The organism is Streptomyces abyssomicinicus (assembly GCF_008974245.1).
In the GTDB taxonomy this organism is placed as follows: domain Bacteria; phylum Actinomycetota; class Actinomycetes; order Streptomycetales; family Streptomycetaceae; genus Streptomyces; species Streptomyces abyssomicinicus.
Genome location: NZ_BBZI01000005.1, coordinates 72,494 through 88,547, shown reverse-complemented (window position 1 = coordinate 88,547; position 16,054 = coordinate 72,494). Strand labels below are relative to the sequence as shown.

The window sequence follows — 16,054 nt, the reverse complement described above, 5'->3', positions numbered from 1 at the left end:
GTGCCGGGATATGCCCGTTGGAGGCATACCTTGTCCGTCCGGTTCAACCACACCATCGTCCACGCCCGGGACAACCGGGAGTCCGCCCGCTTCTTCGCGGAGCTGCTGGACCTCGCCGTCACCGCCGAATGGGGGCCGTTCGTCGCGGTCGCCCTCGACAACGGCGTCACCCTCGACTTCGCCACCGTCCCCGAGGGTGACATCGCCACCCAGCACTACGCCTTCCTCGTCTCCGAGGAGGAGTTCGACGCGGCCTACGCGCGGATCAGGGCCCGCGGCATCGAGCACTGGGCCGACCCGCGGCAGACCCGCCCCGGCGAGATCAACCGCAACGACGGCGGCCGCGGCGTCTACTTCCTCGATCCCGCCGGCCATGCGATGGAACTGATCACCGTGCCGTACGGCGGCTGGTAGGCCGGCCGCCCGCTACGGCAGGAGCAGCCGCACGGCCAGAGCCGTGACCAGGGCGCTGGAGGCGAGGGCGGTCACCAGCCGCCCCCGTTCCCCGGTCAGTGCCCGCCCGAGCAGCGCGCCGCCTCCCGCGAGCAGCAGCTGCCAGCTCGCGGAGGCGGCGAGGACGGCCAGCACGAACACGGCCTGTTCCGCCGGCGCGGGATCGACGGCGGCCCGGCCGCCGAGCACCAGGGCGGCGAAGTAGACCACCGTCATGGGGTTCAGCAGGGTGATCCCCAGCAGCGTCAGGTAGGCCCGGCCCGGACCGGTGGGGCTCTCCCCGGTCCGGGTCCCGGACCGCCGTGCGCGGTGGCGGCGGACGGCGCCGACGGCTCCGGCCGCCGCCACCGCGACGAGCACCAGCGCGGACACCCACCGCAGCGGGTCGGCGAACGGCCGGATCACCGCGGCGAGCGCGGAACCGCCGAGGACGGCCAGCAGCGCGTACAGCCCGTCGGCCGTGGCGACCCCGAGCGCCGCGCAGGCGCCGGTGCGCGGCGTGGTCCGCGCGGTCAGCGTCACCAGGTACGCCCCGACCGCCCCCACCGGGACGGCGACCCCGTACCCCGCGAGCAGCCCCGCGACCAGCGCGGTGTTCACCGCCGGGCCGGGGCCGCCCCGCACGGGCCGCCGTGCCGCCGCTGTCGGCCCCGTGCCGACCGGGCGTCGGAGGAGGGCAGGGGGCGGGCGGGCGTGGAGTTCATGCGCCGATGGTCGGCGGCGCGGGAGGGACGGCGCAAGCCGATTTCCGCAGGACCGCGCCGCGCCGGGGCGGGGCAGGGCGGGGCGGGACGGCGCGGCGGTGAGCGGGGTCAGTCCCGCGGGTCGAGCCGCATGGTGGTGGAGCGGGCGGCTTCGCCGAGGATGGTCTCCAGGGAGGCCGGGTAGGCCTCGTACTTCGCGTAGTAGGCGGCGTCGACCCGGTCGTTGAGCCGCGGGTCGGCGTCGACGACGGTGACGTCCCGCTCGACGCCGCCCGCCCGGACGCGGCCCTCGTGGCGGGCGCGGGTCCCCCGGTACCAGCGGGAGCCGGGCCCGTAGACGGACCGGACGTAGACGTCGTCGCCGTCGCGGACCACCCAGATGGTGCGCCAGTCGCTGAGCGAGCCGTCCTCGCCCACCGAGGCGATCTCCAGTTCCTCCGCCTCGCCGATGGCCGCGAGTTCGGTCCGGGTCCAGGTGGTCATCACTCTCGGCTCCTCGCTGCGGTCCGGTGCACGCCTGCTCCCAGCGGAACGTTTCCGCGGGGCGCACGCCACCGGTGGGCGTCCGGACGGACCACGCCGGCCCTTCCGGACGCCCCGCACCGGGGAGCGTCAGCAGAGCGGCACGCCGGGCAGCTGGGCCGCGGGGTGGTCGATGTAGATGTTGGAGACGAACCCGTTCTGGTCGCGCAGCTTGCTCCACCAGTTGTTGCTGTAGCCCTCCGCGGCGACCGTGTCGCCCTGCTTCTGGCACAGCACCCGCACGGCGGTGGGCCCGCTCAGGGTCGCGACCACGGGGGCGCTCAGCCGGGCGTCCGCGCGGACGTTGACGCCACTGCCCCAGGTGGTGAAGGGGACGCCCGTGCCACTGCCGCCGCAGCCGTTGTCGCTGGTCAGGTAGGCCTGGTTGTAGGAGCCGGGGTAGGAGAGCGCGGCGCCGTTGATGACGATGTTCTGTCCGGTGCCGTTGTAGAGCTGCTCGTAGTGGATGTGGGCGCCGGAGGAGTTGCCGGTGGAGCCGGTGGTGCCGATCTGCTGGCCCTGGCCCACGGACGCGCCGCTCGCCACGGAGTACGCGGCGAGGTGGAAGTAGTAGGTGCGCCAGCCGCCGCCGTGGTCGATCACGATGTAGTTGCCCGCGCCGCCCGCCTGGTAGTAGCGGGTGGCGGTGCCGGCCGCGGAGGCGAGGACGGGGGTGCCGGCGGTGGCGCCGCCGTCGGCGCGGACGAAGTCCAGGGCCCGGCGCACCTCGGCCGAGTGGTGGCTGTACGTCCAGCGCTGCCCGCAGGGGAACGGTGCCTTGAAGTTGGGGGCGGCGGCGACCGCGTCCGGGGCGGCCTGCGCGGGTGCGGCGGCGAGGCCCGTCAGGGCGAGCAGCACGGTGGCCAGCAGGGCGGGGAGGCGTCTGAGCAGGGACAAGGAATGCTCCTTGGGCCGGGGGGGGAACGACGCGGGACGCCCGGAACGTAGGGCCCGTCCCCCGCTTCCGGCAAGGGCGGGTTCCGGCCGTCCACCACCCCGCCGCGCTTCTTGCTCTTATATGACTGTCCAGATCGTATGCACCCTCCCCTCGTCTCGCACATAAGGCGCACTTTGACTGCGTCAAACCGCTTCGGTTACTGTCACCGCCCAAGTGGGCACTTCTGGTGGACGAATGACCGGAAGAGCCACGACGTTCCGAAGTACAGAGTGAGGACGGTGGCCCGATGTCGGCCTCGGAGACCGGCGGCGCGCTGAGCCGCCGCAGACTGCTGAGCCTTTCCGCGGCCGGGGCCGGCGTGCTCGCCGCCTCGGGGCTGCTCGGGGCGTGCGCGCCGCAGGCCGCCGACCAGGGTGACTCCGGCAAGGGCGCGGCCCAGGGCGCCGACGTGCCGCTCGGCGAGCTGACCTTCGCCCTGCCGTCCTCCATCTCCTCGCTGGACGTCGGCCGTGAGTCCGGCGTGCTGAACTACCTGGTGGCCACGCTGGTCCAGGAGTCGCTGCTGTCGGTGACGCCGGCCGGCGACCTGAAGCCGGGCCTGGCCACCTCCTGGAAGCAGCCGGACGCCACGACGTACGTCTTCACGCTCCGCCGTGGCGTCGTCTTCAGCGACGGCACCCCCTTCACCGCCGCCGACGTGGTCGCCTCGATCGAGGAGATCCGCGACCCGGAGAACGCCTCCGTGCTGGCCTACGCCTTCGCCGGGGTGAAGTCCGTCGAGGCCACCGGCTCGCACGAGGTCACCGTCCGGCTCAAGGCCGCCGACGGCGCCTTCCTGTGGAGCGTCGCCCCGGGCTGCCTGCCGATCGGCGGCGAGAAGTTCCTGCGCGCCAACCGCGGGAAGATCGGCACCGAGAAGACCCTGCTGCTGGGCACCGGCGCGTACCGGATCACCGAGTTCGCCGCCGACAGCCACGTGCTGCTGGAGAGCAACCCGCGCTGGTGGGGCGAGAAGCCCGCGGCCGGCAAGCTCAAGCTCTCCTTCGTGCCGGACGCCGGGACCCGCCTGGTGGCCATGAAGTCCGGCGAGGTGGACGGCGCGCTCGCGCTCGCCTCGGACGAGACCGAGGGCTGGGGCTCGGCCGCCGAGGTCGGCTACACCGCCGACCGCTCCGTGGTCTCGCTCGCCTTCGACACCTCCAAGGCCCCCTGGAACGACCCGCACGTGCGCCGTGCCGTCGCGTGCGCCGCCGACCGCGAGGGCATGGTCGAGGGCATCCTCCAGGGCAAGGCGGAGATCGCCAACGCCCTGGTGTCCCCCGCCATGTGGGGCGACCTGATGCCGGCCGACGAGGTGCGCGCCGCCTACGCGGAGATCCCCGAGTACGCCTTCGACCTGGACAAGGCGCGCGCGGAGCTCAAGAAGTCGAAGCACGCGGACGGGTTCACCGCCGAGCTGCACTACCCGGCGAGCGGTCCCCAGGTCGGCAAGGCGGCCCTGGCGCTGGCCGACTCGCTGAAGAAGCTCGGCATCACCCTGAAGGTCAAGGAGATCACCCTCGAGGCCTGGGTGAACGAACTCGGCTCCGGCAAGCAGCCGCTGCAGTTCCTCTGGTACTTCCCGGTCACCGGCGACCCGGCGGAGCTGGCCGACGCCTACCTGAACGCGGCGGCCACCGCCACCAACATCGCCCACTACGACGAGCCGGCCGTGAACAAGGCCCTCGACGGGGCCAAGACGGACACCGACCCGGCGAGCCGCGGCAGGAAGCTGATGACCGCGGTCACCACGGCCGCCGGCGACCTGCCCTACCTGCCGCTGTGGTGGGCGCAGACCGCGACCGCGCTCTCCCGGGACATCGTCCTCCAGGAGCCCGGCCCGTTCGCCTTCGTCGGCCCCTGGGCGACCCGCATCCGCAAGGCCGCCTAGGACCCTCCCCGCGAGCCGCCCCGCGGCTCCCCGACCGGTGGGCGGGGACGACGGCCCCCGCGCCGTCCCCGCCCACCCGCTCGTTCCCACGACTACACACGGACCCCGCATGCTTCCCCCCGCCGCCCCTTTCCCGTCCCCGGACCGGCCCACGGCACACGCCGTGCGGCGGGTGCGGGAGGCCATGCTGCGGCTGGTCCACCCCGCCGAGGCCCGCATCAGCCCCGACGGGGCCACAGTGGCGGTCACCGCCATGGGTCCGGACCACACCCGCATCGTGCTCACCCCGGCGACGGAACGTTCCTCCGCCGGGGACGCCGTCTCGGCCGCCGACGACGGCACGACCTGGCGCCACACCCCGCGCTGGCTCCCCGACTCCCGCACCCTGCTGCACGTCGCGCACCCCGACGAGGCCGGGGAGCCCGGGGAGGCCGGGGAGCCCGGCCGCCACCCGCACCTGGCCCTGCTCGACACGGTCACGGGCGCGGTACGCACCCTGCTCCGCGCCCCGGGCGAGGTGGAGGACCTGCTGCTGTCCGACGACGGCACGCGGGCCCTGCTGCTCACCGCGGACGACGGCGCGGAGCGTGACGGGATGAGCCTGGGGCTGCCGGTGCGGCTCGGCCCCGCGCCGGACCCGGAGCGGTTCGCGCCCGGTCTGGGCCTGCGCCGCCTCCACCTGGCCGACCTGGCCACCGGCGCCCTGCGCGAGGTGGGCCCCGAGGGGCTCACCGTCTGGAACGCGGCCTGGCGCGGCGGCGACCTCGCGGTGGCCACCGTCTCCGAGGACACCCTGCCCTCCGGCTACTACGAGGCCCGCCTCGCCGCGGTCGACCTGACCACCCGCGCCGCGCGCACCCTGTACGTGCCCGAGGGGCAGCTCACCGCGCCCGCGATCGACGCGGAGGGCCGTCATGCCGCCGTGGTGGAGGGCATCTCGATCGTCGCCGGACGCCCCGTGGTCGTGGACCTGACGACCGGGGAGGCCACGCACCGGGCCGGGCCGGAGGACGTGACCTGGCTCGAGTTCGCCTCGCCCGGCACTCCCGGCGGCTCCGGGGCCCCCGCGCTGTGGCACGCCGGCTGGGACGGCTTCGGCTCCCGCGTCGGCCGCACCCCGGCCGGGGGCGGGACCGAGGCCTCCTGGAGCTGCCCGGTGACACTCACCGGCTCCCATTTCACGCCCGCCCTCTCGCTCAGCGCCGACGGCCGCACCGCGGCCGCCGTGCTGGACGCCCCCGGGCGGCCCGCGGAGGCGGTCGTCGCCGCCACCCACGGCCCCGACGCCTGGCGCTGGCGGCCGGTCACCTCGCTCAACGAGGGCCTGCGGATCGGCGGGCTGCGCACCACCGTCACCGCCTGGGACTCCCCCGACGGCACGCCCGTGCACGGTCTGCTGCTGGAGGGCGACGGGCCCTCCCCCGCCGGTCCGCGCCCCCTCGCGGTGCTGCTGCACGGCGGCCCGTCCTGGCTCTGGACCTCCGCCCACGCCCCCGGCGACGTGCTGGGCCTCGCCCCGGCGCTCGCCGCGGCCGGGTACCTGGTGCTGCTGCCCAACCCGCGCGGCAGCAGTGGGCGCGGGCTGGACTTCGCCCGTGCCGTGGTCGGCGACGTCGGCGGGCGCGACCTGGAGGACGTGCTCTGCGGCGTCCGTCACCTGGTCGCCGCCGGCCGGGCCGACGGGGACCGGGTGGCGGTGCTGGGCCACAGCTACGGCGGCCACCTCGCCGCGCTGGCCGCCGCCCGCACCGACCTGTTCCGCGCCGCCGTGGTCGTCTCCGCGCCCACCGACTGGTCGAGCTTCCGGGACACCAGCAACATCGGCGGCGGCTACGACGACGCCTACCGGATCCACCCCGCCCGGGAGCGCTCGGCGGTCGCCGCCGAGGGCGGGTCCGGCACCCCGACCCTGATCATCCACGGCGCCGAGGACCGGGTCACCCCGGTCGGGCAGGCCCACCAGCTGTACCGTTCGCTGCGCCGCGCCGGCCGGGCGCCGGCCGAGCTCTGCGTGTACCCGCAGGAGGGTCACGAGTTCACCGACCCGGCCCGGGTGCTGGACGCCGCGGCCCGCGCCGAGGCGTGGCTGGCCCGGCACCTGCCGTTCGACGGCACCGGCACCCGGACCGGCACGCACACCGACATGGACACCGGCTCCGTCACCCGAGCCGGCACCGGCACCGGCACCGGCACACCCGAGGGAGGCGACGGCCCATGACCGCGCGTTACGTCCTGCGCCGGCTCGGCGGCACGCTGGTGCTGCTCCTCGTGCTGTCGGTGGCGGTGTTCGCGCTGCTCCAGGCGGCTCCCGGCGACCCGGCCCGCACCCTGCTCGGCCCGCGCAACGCCACCCCGGACGCGCTGGCCGCCGTCCGCGCCCGGCACCACCTCGACCAGCCGTTCGCCGTGCAGTACCTGCGCTGGGCGGGCGACGCGCTCCGGCTGGACCTGGGCACCTCCATCCGCACCGGCGCCTCGGTGTCCGCGACCATCGGCGGACGGCTCGCCCTGACCGGGCAGCTGGTGGGGCTGGGGCTGGCGATCGCCGTGCTGCTGGGCGTCCCGGGCGGTGTCCTCGCGGCACTGCGCCGGTACCGGGCCACGGACCGGGCCGTGCAGACCGCCTCGCTGATCGCCCTCTCCACCCCGGCCTTCGCGGGCGGTCTGGTGCTGATCTACGTCTTCTCGCTGATGCTCGGCTGGTTCCCCGCGTACGGCCCCGGCACGGGCGGCGACCGGCTGCCGCACCTGGTGCTGCCCGCGGTGGCGCTGGCCCTGGGCGTCACGGCGGTGCTGCTCAAGCTGACCCGGGCGGCGGTGATCCGTGAGCTCGACAAGGAGCACGTGGTGTTCGCGCGCGCCCGCGGGGTCGCCGAGCGGCGGATCCTGGTCCACTACGTGCTGCGCGGCGCCCTGGTGCCCGTGCTCACCGGCGTCGGGCTGGTGGTGGCCTACCTGCTGGCCGGCACGGTGATGGTGGAGCAGGTGTTCGCGCTGCCGGGCCTGGGTTCGCTGCTGGTCGACTCGGTGACCTACCGCGACGTTCCGCTGGTGCAGGCGGAGGCGCTGCTGATCGCCGTGCTGGTCTGCCTGGCCGGCCTCCTCACCGACCTCGCCCAGCCCCTGATCGACCCGCGCCTGCGCCCGGCCGCCGACGCGCCGCGCCGGCCGAAGGAGCGCCGATGACCTCCCCCCGTGCCCTCGGCCGCCCGCGCGGCCTGCCCGGCCCGTCCGGCCTGCGGCCGCTGACGGCGCTCAGCGTCCTGGTGGCCTTCCTGCTGCTGGCGGCCTCCTTGTTCGGCCAGACGCTGCTGCCGCACTGGGACGCCCAGGACATCACCGCGGGCGCCCGGATGCCCGGCGGCGGTCACCTGCTCGGCACCGACGAGCTGGGCCGGGACATCGCGCAGATGGTGATCGCCGGAGCCCGGTCCACGCTGACCGGTGCCGCGCTGGTCGCCCTCGGCTCGATGGTGATCGGCAACGTCCTCGGCCTCCTCGCCGGGTACCTCGGCGGCTGGACCGACGTCCTGGTCCGCCGCTGGGCCGACCTGCTGTTGGCCGTGCCCGCGCTGCTGGTCACCCTGGTGGTGGCCGGCATCGGCGGCGGGGGCTGGGCGCTGGCCGTCTGCGCGCTGATCGTGCTCACCTCGCCCTCCGACATCCGCCTGGTGCGCACCGCCGCGCTGGAGCAGCGGCACCTGCCCTACGTGGAGGCGGCGGAGACGCTGGGGCTCCCTGGGCGCACGGTGATGCTGCGCCACATCTGGCCCAACACCCTGCCGGTGGTGTTCGCCAACACGCTGCTCAACTTCGCGGGCGCCGTGGTCTCGCTGAGCTCGCTGTCCTTCCTCGGCCTCGGCGTCCCGCCGGGCGCCCCGGACTGGGGCCGGATGCTCTCCGAGAACCGGAACCTGCTCTGGACCAATCCGAGCGCGGCGCTCGCGCCCGCCGTCCTCATCGTCCTCTCGGCCGTCGTGCTCAACCTGCTCGGCGACCGCGTCCTGGAGGCGTTCTCCAAGCGAGGCAAGTCGTGACCACCACCACCGCGGCCACCACCACGTCCACCACCGCGCCCGAACCGCTCCTCGCGGTCGACGGCCTGTCCGTGGCCGTGGCCTCCGGGGCCCGCGCCCTCGTCGTGGACGGGGTGTCGCTGACCGTGGCGCCGGGCGAGTGCGTCGGCGTGGTCGGCGAGTCCGGCAGCGGCAAGTCGCTGACCATGCGGGCCGTCGCGGGCCTGCTCCCCGAGGGCCTGGACGTCACCAAGGGCACGGTCCGCCTCGGCGGCGAGGAGGTCCTCGGCCTGGCCCCGCGGGCGCGGGCCGCGCTGCGCGGCCGCCGGATCGCGCTGCTGATGCAGGACCCGTTCGCGATGCTGCACCCGCAGCTCACCTGCGGCCGGCAGATCGCCGACGGGCTGCGCGGGCAGGGCGGCCGCGGCCGGGCCGTCCGCGCGGCGCGGCGCGCCGAGGTGGAGCGGCGTCTGGCCGAGGTCGGGCTGGAGCCGTCGGTCGCCGACCGCTACCCGCACGAGCTGTCCGGCGGCATGCTCCAGCGGGTCGCCACCGCGGCCGCGCTCGCCGGCGACCCGGACCTGCTGATCGCCGACGAGCCGACCACGGCGCTGGACACGGCCACCCAGGCCGCCGTCCTCGACCTGCTGGGGCGGTTGCGGCGGGAGCGCGCCATGGGGCTGGTCCTCATCACCCACGACCTGCGGGTCGCCTTCTCCGCCTGCGACCGCGTCCACGTGCTGTACGCGGGCACGGTCGTCGAGCACGGCCCCTCGCACGCGCTGCGCACCGCGCCCCGTCACCCCTACACGGCCGCCCTGCTGGCCTCCGAGCCCTCGGCCCGGGAACGCCGCCCCCGCCTGACGGCCGTCCCGGGCTCCGTCCCCGCCCCCGGTGAACGCGGCCCCGGCTGCCCCTTCGCCGACCGCTGCGCCTTCACCGCCCCGGCGTGCCGGACCACCCCGGTGGCCCTCGTGCCCCTCGCCCCGGCGACCGCCGGCGGGGCGGGCACCCCGGCGCCCCGCGCCTCCGCGTCCGCCACGGACCCCGGCACGTCCGCCCCGGACCCCGGCTTGTCCGGGCCGCACGCCGCGGACGCCGGCGGCCGGGCCACCGCCTGCCTGCGCGCCGCCGGGCTCGGGCCGCTCGACCCGCCCGCCGGCGAGGCCGCCGCGGACGGCGCGGCGGGCACCGGCCCGGAGACGGACGACGCCGCACTGGTCGTGAGCGACGTCGGGCGCCGGTTCGGATCCGCCGCCGGGGACCGGCAGGTCCTCGCCGACGTGTCGCTGACCGTCCCGGCCGGTGAGGTGACCGCGCTCGTGGGGCGTTCGGGCTCCGGCAAGACCACGCTGGCGCGGATCGCCATCGGCCTGGAGACCTTCGACTCCGGCACGGTCCGCACCGGCCCGGTCGACCTCCCCCCCGGCCGCCGTCCCTCGACCGCCGACCGCCGCCGGCTGGCCGGGCACGCGCAGATCGTCTTCCAGGACCCGTACGCCTCGCTCAGCCCGCTGCGCACCGTCGGCGCCACCCTCCGCGAGGCGCTGGACGCGGCCCGGCGCGGCGGACGCGGGGACGGCGCGGAGACCGTGGAGTCGCTGCTGGCCAAGGTCGGCCTGCCCGAGCGGTACGCCGCCCGGCGCCCCGCCGCCCTGTCCGGCGGCGAGCGTCAACGCGTCGCGGTGGCAAGGGCGTTGGCGGCCCGGCCCCGGCTGTTGATCTGCGACGAGGCGGTCGCCGCGCTGGACGTCTCGGTGCAGGCCCAACTGCTCAACCTGCTCGACGAGTTGCGCCGGGACCAGGGCTTCGCCGTGCTGTTCATCACCCACGACCTCGCCGTGGTGCGGCAGATCGCCGACCACGTGGCGGTGCTGCACGACGGCCGGATCGTCGAGACCGGGCCCGCCGCCCGGGTGCTGGACGCCCCCGGGCACCCGGAGACCCGCCGGCTGCTCGCCGCCGTTCCCGCCCCACGGTAGAGTCGGCCACCCCTGACCTGCGACGACCCAGGAGGCTCCGGTGACCGGGACGACGACCCGGGCGACGGTCCCGCCCCAGGCCGGCGACCCGGCGGGATCCGCCGCGCCGGCCGCCTCCGGCACCCGCGCCTCGCTCGCCGGGAACGTCAACAGGCGGCGTCTGGCACGGGGGTTGAGCCTGCGGGAGCTGTCCGCCGCGACGGGGGTCAGCAAGGCGCTGCTGTCGCAGATCGAGCGTGCCGAGGCCAACCCGACGGTGGAGGTGCTGGTCCGGATCGCCGAGGCGCTGGGGACGACCTGCGACGAGCTGCTGCGCCGCCCCCTGCTGCGCCCGGAGATCGTCCGCGCCGCCGACCTCGACGAGCCGCCCGGCGAGACGGCCGTCAACCTGCTCTTCGCGGGGCACGAGCCGGGCCGCGTCGAGCTGTACCGCACCCGTCTGCACCCGCACGCGCAGAGCCAGTTGAGCTCCCACGGGGCGGGATCGGTGGAGTACGTGGTGGTCCTCTCCGGCGAGGTCACGCTGACCGTCGACGGGCAGCCGCACCGACTGGGCACCGGGGACAGCGCCCGGTTCTCCGGTCTGAGCAGCCACTACTACAGCACCGAGGCGGCCCCCGCCGTCACCCTCACCATGGTCGGCCACCCCCGCCACTGACGGCCGCCCACCGGCCCCCGGCGCCGGCCGGGCGCTCAGAGCCGGACCAGCGCCCTGGCGCGCCGCCGCGCCCAGGCCAGCATGGCCGCGGCCACCGCCCAGCACGCCACGGTCCGGACCGCCGTCGGTCCCTGCGTCCCGCCGAGGAGCGCCGTCACCGCCGTGACGCCCGTCAGAGGTCCCGCGGCGTGCCGGAGCAGGGCGAGCGCCGGTCCGGCGCCGGCCAGCGCGGCCGACCCGTACAGCAGCGCGGCGGGGGTCGGCGGCCGGTAGGCGCTGACCAGCCCGGCGGCAACCAGTACGGGGACCGCCGCGACGAGGAACGGCAGCGCCGGCCGGCCTTCCCCCAGCAGCGCCGCCCCGGCGCCCACCACCGTCGACACGGCCGTCAGCACCGCCGTCGGCGCCACCGCGTGGGCGAGCACGGTCCACTCGAACGGCCGGGGCGACCAGGCGGCCCGGCGCGGGTCGTCCCCGTCCAGCCGGGCGGGCTCCAGGAGCCGGGCGGCCGCGCCGTGGACCGCCAGGGCCGCCACCGCCGTCGCCGCCGGCCCGCCGCCGGCCGTCGTGACCACCGCCGCGGCGAGGAGCAGCAGCGCCACCGCCGACGCCGTGCGCCGGGGCGCCGCGAGGAGGGCCACGGTGTCCCGCCACGCCATCAGCGGACGCGGGGACCGCGGCGCGGTCAGGCTCCCGGCCCACCGCGCGGTCCGGCCCCGGCCCCTCGCCTCCCGCGCCCGGGCCGTCGCCAGGCGCACCACGCGCGGGTCCGACGCGAGGAGGCCGGCCAGCACGCCGTCGGCGGCCCGTGCCCGGGCCCGCAGCGTCCCGGCCGGGATGTCGCCCACGTGGCGCACGGCGAGCGCCAGCACCGCGGCGGTGAGCGACACCAGCAGCAGCGCCGCCACCGGCCACAGCGGGGCCGCGCCTCCCGCGGCCGCCAGCACGGGCTGCGCCGCCCATCCCCAGGGTCCGGACCACAGCTCCGCCGTCTCCAGCCACCGCGCCCTCTCCCCACGGGCGGCGGCGACGGCCTGAACGCCCATCAGCAGCAGCGCCGCCACGGCCCACGGGGTGACCCGGTGGACGGCGCCCGCGGCCCTGCGCGAGCGCTGGACCAGCGTCGCCGACGCGACGGCGAGCAGGGCCGTGCAGAGCGCGCCGCCGGCGCAGGCGGCCGTCAGCGGGCCCAGGGCGCCCAGGCCGGTGGCCGCGAGCAGGGCGGCTCCGGCGACCCCGAGCAGCAGCGCGGCCACCGCCCAGATCCCGGCGGACAGCGCCCACCACGGCAGCAGCACCGCCCTGCGCCGCACCGGCAGGGCCAGCAGCCAGTCCACGTCCGGCCGGGGCGGTGTCACCGGGCCCCGCCAGAGCGCGTCGCGCACGGTCGCCCACAGGACCGCGGCGGCCGCCGCCGCGAGTCCGGCGGGCAGCACGTCCCCGCTCACGTCGGCGTGCGCGGCGAACGGCCGCTCCCGCACCTCGGCGAGCAGGCCGGCCAGGAAGAGGCCGTACCACCCGGCGAGCAGCACCACGGCCGTCCAGAGGCGGGAGGCGAACCGCTGCCTGCGCCCCGCCCCGCGCCGCGCCCGCAGCCAGGCCCGGACCTCCGCCGTCCGGTCCTCGGGGGGACGGGCCTCGCGAGGGCCGTCCCCGTGCCCGCCGTCCCGGTGCCCGCCGTCCCGGTGCCCGCCGTCCCCGTGCCCGTCGTGCCCGCGGTCCTCGTCGCGTGCGCCCGCCCGCGCCGTGCCGCTCACGTCGGCGTCCCGGCGAGCACCTCGTCCGCGGGACCGTCCGCGACCACCGCGCCGTCCTCGATCAGCACCACCCGGTGGGCGGCGCGGGCCAGCTCGCGGTGGTGGGTGGCGTAGAGGACGGCGGTGCCCCGGGCGCCCTCGGCGCGGACGACGTCCGCGAGGCGGCGGCGCGCGCCGGGGTCGAGCCGCTGCTCGGGTTCGTCGAGCACCAGCAGGTCGCGGGGCCTGATCAGCGCGGCGGCCAGCAGCAGCGACTGGAGCTGCCCGGAGGACAGCGCCCCCGGGAGGGAGCCGCCGTGGCCGTCCAGCCGCAGTTCGCGCAGGACCGCGTCGATCCGCGCCCGCTCCACCCCGTGGGCGACCGCGACCAGTTCCAGGTGCTGCCGCACGGTGAGGTCCGGGTACCAGCTCGGCGTGTCGGCGACGACGGCGACCCGGGCCCGCACCCGGGGGTCGTTCTCGGTCATCGGCGCCCCGTCGAAGACCACCGTGCCGGCGTCGGGCGCGTCCCGTCCGGCGGCGATCCGCAGCAGGGTGGACTTGCCCGACCCGTTCGGTCCCATCAGCGCGACGAGTTCGCCGCGCGCGACGTCCAGCCGGACGGTACGCAGCGCCACGCGTTCCCCGTAGCTCCGGCTCACTCCCGTGGCCGTCAGCAGAACCGCAGGTCCCATCGCCCCGCTCCTCCCCCGCGGGCGGTTCCCGCTCCTCCCCCGCGGGCGGTTCCCGCCCGCCGCCGCCAGGCGATCATCACACCACGCGGGAGGGCGGCGGGGTGGAGACCCCCGTCACTCGGCCGCCCCGACCGGCCCACCGGCCCTCCACCTGTGCTACGGTCGCAGAAGTTGCAGTTTTGGTTCCCAGAGGCTTCGAGTGCTCTTCCGACCCTTTCGTCGACGAGCACTCTTTTTGTTTTCGGCGGTTTCACCGCTTGCCGGACATCTCCGGACGGGAAATCATCGCAGCGACTCCGGTTCCACACGGTGTGGTTCCGGGCACTGCCCCAGAAGGAGATTCAATATGGCATCTGGCACCGTGAAGTGGTTCAACTCGGAAAAGGGTTTTGGCTTCATCGAGCAGGACGGCGGCGGCCCCGACGTCTTCGCCCACTACTCGAACATCGCCACCTCCGGCTTCCGTGAGCTTCAGGAGGGCCAGAAGGTGAACTTCGACGTCACGCAGGGCCAGAAGGGCCCGCAGGCCGAGAACATCGTTCCTGCCTGACGCCGGACACGTACGACGGACTGGGGCCCGCACTTTTCGGGGTGCGGGCCCCAGTCCCGTGCTTTCCCCCGCACCACCCGACGGCCCGGCCGCATCGCCGCCGTCGCCCGCCCGGACGACCACGGTACGGAGATTCACCTCCCGTACACCGTCCGGCCCATTCTTCCGGCGCAGCCGCCCGCCCGTTCCGGCCGGCGCTGTCTCGCCCACCCACCGGCTCAGTATTGCGAATACCCGCATGGCGTTCATCCGCCCGGGGGAATTCCTCGATACGTGTGCCGCATCGAGGAAGGTTCCGCATGAACCGCACCACACGCTCCAACGGCTCGCGTCCCGACCGTCGTTCGGCCGGCGGCTCGGGCTCCGGCGCCGGCTCGCGTGGCGGCCGTTTCCGTTCGCAGGGCTCCGGCGGCGGCGGCCGTCAGGGCGCCCCGTCCCGCAAGGGCGGCTCCCGCCGTCCCTCCTCCCCGGCCCGTTCCGCCGAGTTCGCGCCGCCCGCCACCATCACCCCGGCGCTGCCGGCGGTGGAGGCGTTCGCGGAGCTGGACCTGCCCGCGGCGCTGCTGTCCGCGCTGACGGCGCAGGACGTCACCGCCCCGTTCCCGATCCAGGCGGCCACGCTGCCGAACTCGCTGGCCGGGCGTGACGTGCTGGGCCGCGGCCGCACCGGCTCCGGCAAGACGCTGGCCTTCGGGCTGGCGCTGCTGGCCCGTCTGGCCGGGCAGCGCGCCGAGTCGCGTCAGCCGCTGGGCCTGGTCCTGGTGCCCACCCGTGAGCTGGCCCAGCAGGTCACCGACGCGCTCACCCCGTACGCGCAGGCGCTGCGGATGCGGCTCACCACGGTGGTCGGCGGCATGTCGATCGGCCGGCAGGCGAGCGCGCTGCGCGGCGGCGCGGAGGTCGTGGTGGCCACGCCGGGCCGTCTGAAGGACCTCATCGACCGCGGCGACGTCCGGCTGGACCGGGTGTCGATCACGGTCCTCGACGAGGCCGACCAGATGACCGACATGGGCTTCATGCCGCAGGTCACCGCGCTGCTGGACCTGGTGCGCCCGGACGGGCAGCGGATGCTGTTCTCGGCCACCCTGGACCGCAACGTGGACCTGCTGGTGCGCCGCTACCTGCACGACCCGGTGGTCCACTCGGTGGACCCGTCGGCGGGCGCGGTCACCACGATGGAGCACCACGTGCTGCACGTGCACGAGGCCGACAAGCACGCGACGACCACGGAGATCGCCGCCCGCGACGGCCGCGTGATCATGTTCCTGGACACCAAGCACGCGGTGGACCGGCTCACCAAGCACCTCCTGTCGGTGGGCGTGCGCGCCTCCGCGCTGCACGGCGGCAAGTCGCAGCCGCAGCGGACGAGGACGCTGGCCCAGTTCAAGGACGGCCTGGTGAACGTGCTGGTCGCCACCAACGTCGCCGCGCGCGGCATCCACGTCGACAACCTCGACCTGGTCGTCAACGTCGACCCGCCGGCCGACCACAAGGACTACCTGCACCGCGGTGGCCGTACGGCCCGTGCGGGCGAGTCCGGCACGGTCGTCACGCTGGTGCTGCCCAACCAGCGGCGTGAGATGGACCGGCTGATGTCGGACGCGGGGATCACGCCCCGGATCGCCAAGGTGCGCTCGGGCGAGGCGGAGCTGACGCGGATCACCGGCGCGCAGGCGCCGTCGGGTGTTCCGGTGGTCATCCAGTCGCCGCCGGCCGCCGCGCCCGCCACGCGCTCGGCGGCCTCCCGCCGCGGCCGTCGCAGCCGTCCCTCCCAGGCGCGCCGTCGCGCCACCGGCGGCGGCACCACCCGCTGAGGCCGCGCGGAGCGGAGCGGCGAGGGGCCCCGAGGCGAGGGGCCCCGGCCCCGCTCCGCGCCGCCTGCTCCGCCCGCGCCGCCTGCTCCGCCCGCG

Annotated in this window: 14 protein-coding genes; 9 read left to right on the top strand and 5 right to left on the bottom strand. The window is 76.2% G+C overall.

Annotation, left to right across the window (positions count from 1 at the left end; genetic code table 11):
- Positions 1-30: 30 nt before the first annotated feature.
- Positions 31-414 carry a VOC family protein gene (locus tag GBN72_RS00410; RefSeq protein WP_151769592.1) on the top strand — a complete coding sequence of 128 codons (384 nt, stop codon included), beginning with the start codon at positions 31-33 and terminating at the stop codon, positions 412-414.
- 12 nt (positions 415-426) lie between these two features.
- Here the strand turns inward: GBN72_RS00410 and GBN72_RS00405 are convergent, their stop codons facing one another.
- The 3 genes from GBN72_RS00405 to GBN72_RS00395 all read right to left on the bottom strand — a co-directional run bounded on the left by GBN72_RS00405 (position 427) and on the right by GBN72_RS00395 (position 2,576).
- Positions 427-1,053 (bottom strand): LysE family transporter, encoded by a 627-nt coding sequence (locus tag GBN72_RS00405; protein WP_151769591.1) that lies wholly within the window; start codon positions 1,051-1,053, stop codon positions 427-429.
- Between the two features lie 212 nt (positions 1,054-1,265).
- Positions 1,266-1,640: a DUF2255 family protein gene (locus GBN72_RS00400; protein ID WP_151769590.1), complete on the bottom strand. Its 375-nt coding sequence runs from the start codon at positions 1,638-1,640 to the stop codon at positions 1,266-1,268.
- Positions 1,641-1,769: 129 nt separating this feature from the next.
- Positions 1,770-2,576, bottom strand: a complete 807-nt coding sequence (locus tag GBN72_RS00395; RefSeq protein ID WP_151769589.1) for a peptidoglycan DD-metalloendopeptidase family protein — start codon at positions 2,574-2,576, stop codon at positions 1,770-1,772.
- Positions 2,577-2,863: 287 nt separating this feature from the next.
- On the opposite strand from GBN72_RS00395, the gene GBN72_RS00390 reads away from it, so the two are divergent.
- The 6 genes from GBN72_RS00390 to GBN72_RS00365 all read left to right on the top strand — a co-directional run bounded on the left by GBN72_RS00390 (position 2,864) and on the right by GBN72_RS00365 (position 11,163).
- On the top strand, positions 2,864-4,507 hold the full coding sequence (locus GBN72_RS00390) for an ABC transporter substrate-binding protein (RefSeq protein WP_151769588.1): 1,644 nt from the start codon (positions 2,864-2,866) through the stop codon (positions 4,505-4,507).
- 109 nt (positions 4,508-4,616) lie between these two features.
- Positions 4,617-6,725 carry an alpha/beta hydrolase family protein gene (locus GBN72_RS00385; protein ID WP_246212186.1) on the top strand — a complete coding sequence of 703 codons (2,109 nt, stop codon included), beginning with the start codon at positions 4,617-4,619 and terminating at the stop codon, positions 6,723-6,725.
- Positions 6,722-7,693, top strand: coding sequence for an ABC transporter permease (locus GBN72_RS00380; protein ID WP_151769587.1), 972 nt, complete (start codon positions 6,722-6,724; stop codon positions 7,691-7,693). Before GBN72_RS00385 ends, GBN72_RS00380 begins: the two co-directional genes overlap by 4 nt.
- Complete coding sequence (locus tag GBN72_RS00375; protein ID WP_151769586.1) at positions 7,690-8,544, top strand: ABC transporter permease; 855 nt, start codon at positions 7,690-7,692, stop codon at positions 8,542-8,544. The genes GBN72_RS00380 and GBN72_RS00375 overlap by 4 nt, the downstream gene beginning before the upstream one ends.
- Positions 8,541-10,505, top strand: coding sequence for an ABC transporter ATP-binding protein (locus tag GBN72_RS35795; protein WP_151769585.1), 1,965 nt, complete (start codon positions 8,541-8,543; stop codon positions 10,503-10,505). The genes GBN72_RS00375 and GBN72_RS35795 overlap by 4 nt, the downstream gene beginning before the upstream one ends.
- Positions 10,506-10,545: 40 nt before the next feature.
- Positions 10,546-11,163, top strand: coding sequence for a helix-turn-helix domain-containing protein (locus GBN72_RS00365; protein ID WP_151769584.1), 618 nt, complete (start codon positions 10,546-10,548; stop codon positions 11,161-11,163).
- Positions 11,164-11,198: 35 nt separating this feature from the next.
- Here GBN72_RS00365 and GBN72_RS35790 read toward each other — a convergent pair whose 3' ends face one another.
- Both GBN72_RS35790 and GBN72_RS00355 read right to left on the bottom strand, forming a co-directional pair.
- Positions 11,199-12,920, bottom strand: coding sequence for a hypothetical protein (locus GBN72_RS35790; RefSeq protein WP_151769583.1), 1,722 nt, complete (start codon positions 12,918-12,920; stop codon positions 11,199-11,201).
- Positions 12,917-13,594 (bottom strand): ATP-binding cassette domain-containing protein, encoded by a 678-nt coding sequence (locus tag GBN72_RS00355; protein ID WP_151769582.1) that lies wholly within the window; start codon positions 13,592-13,594, stop codon positions 12,917-12,919. The genes GBN72_RS35790 and GBN72_RS00355 overlap by 4 nt, the downstream gene beginning before the upstream one ends.
- Positions 13,595-13,940: 346 nt before the next feature.
- On the opposite strand from GBN72_RS00355, the gene GBN72_RS00350 reads away from it, so the two are divergent.
- The gene (locus GBN72_RS00350) at positions 13,941-14,144 is read left to right on the top strand and encodes a cold-shock protein (protein WP_108952184.1); all 204 of its coding nucleotides are present in this window, start codon (positions 13,941-13,943) and stop codon (positions 14,142-14,144) included.
- 299 nt (positions 14,145-14,443) lie between these two features.
- Complete coding sequence (locus tag GBN72_RS00345) at positions 14,444-15,958, top strand: DEAD/DEAH box helicase (RefSeq protein ID WP_151769581.1); 1,515 nt, start codon at positions 14,444-14,446, stop codon at positions 15,956-15,958.
- Positions 15,959-16,054: the final 96 nt, after the last annotated feature.